Origin of the sequence: Paenibacillus radicibacter, from assembly GCF_024721995.1 — a bacterium.
GTDB lineage: Bacteria > Bacillota > Bacilli > Paenibacillales > NBRC-103111 > Paenibacillus_AM > Paenibacillus_AM radicibacter.
Genome location: NZ_JANQBC010000031.1, coordinates 1 through 2,999, shown reverse-complemented (window position 1 = coordinate 2,999; position 2,999 = coordinate 1). Strand labels below are relative to the sequence as shown.

1 rRNA gene is annotated in these 2,999 nt (G+C 51.7%); it reads right to left on the bottom strand.

The annotated features are described in order from the left end of the window. Window positions 1-2,871 (bottom strand): 23S ribosomal RNA (locus NV379_RS25785); the annotation flags it as partial. Between the last annotated feature and the right edge of the window lie 128 nt (window positions 2,872-2,999).

Here is a 2,999-nt window from a genome sequence, read left to right as displayed (position 1 = left end):
CCAACCTATCAACCTCGTCGTCTACAAGGGGTCTTACTAATTGGGAAATCTCATCTTGAGGGGGGCTTCGCGCTTAGATGCTTTCAGCGCTTATCCCCTCCGTACATAGCTACCCAGCGGTGCTCCTGGCGGAACAACTGGTACACCAGCGGTACGTCCATCCCGGTCCTCTCGTACTAAGGACAGCTCCTCTCAAATTTCCTACGCCCACGACAGATAGGGACCGAACTGTCTCACGACGTTCTGAACCCAGCTCGCGTACCGCTTTAATGGGCGAACAGCCCAACCCTTGGGACCTACTTCAGCCCCAGGATGCGATGAGCCGACATCGAGGTGCCAAACCTCCCCGTCGATGTGGACTCTTGGGGGAGATAAGCCTGTTATCCCCAGGGTAGCTTTTATCCGTTGAGCGATGGCCCTTCCATGCGGTACCACCGGATCACTAAGCCCGACTTTCGTCCCTGCTCGACTTGTAGGTCTCGCAGTCAAGCTCCCTTATGCCTTTGCACTCTTCGAATGATTTCCAACCATTCTGAGGGAACCTTGGGACGCCTCCGTTACTCTTTAGGAGGCGACCGCCCCAGTCAAACTGCCCACCTGACACGGTCCCTCTACCGGTTCAACGGTAGTAGGTTAGAACTCCAATACGATCAGGGTGGTATCCCAACGGTGCCTCCACCTAAGCTGGCGCTCAGGCTTCAAAGGCTCCCACCTATCCTGTACAGATCGTACCAAAGTTCAATATCAAGCTGCAGTAAAGCTCCATGGGGTCTTTCCGTCTTGTCGCGGGTAACCTGCATCTTCACAGGTATTAAAATTTCACCGGATCTCTCGTTGAGACAGCGCCCAAGTCGTTACGCCATTCGTGCGGGTCAGAATTTACCTGACAAGGAATTTCGCTACCTTAGGACCGTTATAGTTACGGCCGCCGTTTACTGGGGCTTCGGTTCACAGCTTCGGATTGCTCCTAACCACTCCCCTTAACCTTCCAGCACCGGGCAGGCGTCAGCCCATATACTTCGCCTTACGGCTTCGCATAGACCTGTGTTTTTGCTAAACAGTCGCTTGGGCCTTTTCACTGCGACCCCCTCGAGCTATTCACTCTACCGGGGTACCCCTTCTCCCGAAGTTACGGGGTCATTTTGCCGAGTTCCTTAACGAGAGTTCTTCCGCGCGCCTTAGAATTCTCTTCTCACCCACCTGTGTCGGTTTACGGTACGGGCACCTTGATCTGACTAGAAGCTTTTCTTGGCAGTGTGAAATCATGACCTTCGGTACTTTAATTTTCCCTCCCCATCACAGCCCAGCCTTAATGATGTGCGGATTTGCCTACACATCAGCCTCACTGCTTGGACGAGCATATCCATCGGCTCGCGTCACTATCCTACTGCGTCACTCCATCGTTCATAACGATTGTTGGTGGTACAGGAATTTGAACCTGTTGTCCATTCGACTACGCCTTTCGGCCTCGCCTTAGGTCCCGACTTACCCTGAGCGGACGAACCTTCCTCAGGAACCCTTAGGTTTTCGGCGGACAAGATTCTCACTTGTCTTTTCGTTACTCATACCGGCATTCTCACTTGTGTACGCTCCAGCCGTCCTTACGATCGACCTTCACCGCTGTACACAACGCTCCCCTACCCAAGTAGAAATCTAGTTTCTACATGTCATAGCTTCGGTGGTGTGTTTAGCCCCGTTACATTTTCGGCGCAGAGTCACTCGACCAGTGAGCTATTACGCACTCTTTAAATGATGGCTGCTTCTAAGCCAACATCCTGGTTGTCTTTGCAACTCCACATCCTTTCCCACTTAACACACACTTGGGGACCTTAGCTGATGATCTGGGCTGTTTCCCTCTTGACAATGGATCTTAGCACTCACTGTCTGACTCCTGGATATAAGTATGTGGCATTCAGAGTTTGACTGAACTTGGTAACCCTTGGGGGGCCCCGCATCCAATCAGTGCTTTACCTCCACTACTCTCTTTCCAAGGCTAGCCCTAAAGCTATTTCGGGGAGAACCAGCTATCTCCGAGTTCGATTGGAATTTCTCCGCTACCCCCACCTCATCCCCGCATTTTTCAACATGCGTGGGTTCGGGCCTCCAGTGCGTGTTACCGCACCTTCACCCTGGACAGGGGTAGATCACACGGTTTCGGGTCTACGTCTACATACTAAAATTCGCCCTATTCAGACTCGCTTTCGCTGCGGCTCCGGCTCATCACCTTAACCTCGCATGCAAACGTAACTCGCCGGTTCATTCTACAAAAGGCACGCCATCACCCCTTAACGGGCTCTGACTTTTTGTAAGCGCACGGTTTCAGGTTCTATTTCACTCCCCTTCCGGGGTGCTTTTCACCTTTCCCTCACGGTACTGCTTCACTATCGGTCGCTAGGGAGTATTTAGCCTTGGCAGATGGTCCTGCCAGATTCCGACGGGGTTTCACGTGTCCCGCCGTACTCAGGATCCGTCTAGGAATTTCGTTTAATTTTGGCTACAGGGCTGTTACCTCTTATCGCGGACCTTTCCAGATCTCTTCGCCTACCAAACTCATTCCATGTTGACGTCCTACAACCCCAAAGAGCAAGCTCCTTGGTTTGGGCTAATCCGCGTTCGCTCGCCGCTACTGACGGAATCACTTTTGTTTTCTTCTCCTCGAGGTACTTAGATGTTTCAGTTCCCTCGGTATACCTCCACTGCAGCTATGTATTCACTACAGGGTAACTGCGCATTACCACAGCTGGGTTCCCCCATTCGGACATCCCCGGATCAAAGCTTGCTTACAGCTCCCCGAGGCATTTCGTCGTTCGCCACGTCCTTCATCGGCTCCTAGCGCCTAGGCATCCTCCGTGCGCCCTTATTAGCTTATCTTATTGTAATTAGACCGAAGTCCTCTTACGGATCAACTAACTTAGACCGTCTTTATGAAACATAAAAACGTTTTAAGAATGTTCTATGCTTTACTTCTTCGTTTCGCTATCTAGTTTTCAAGGAACAAA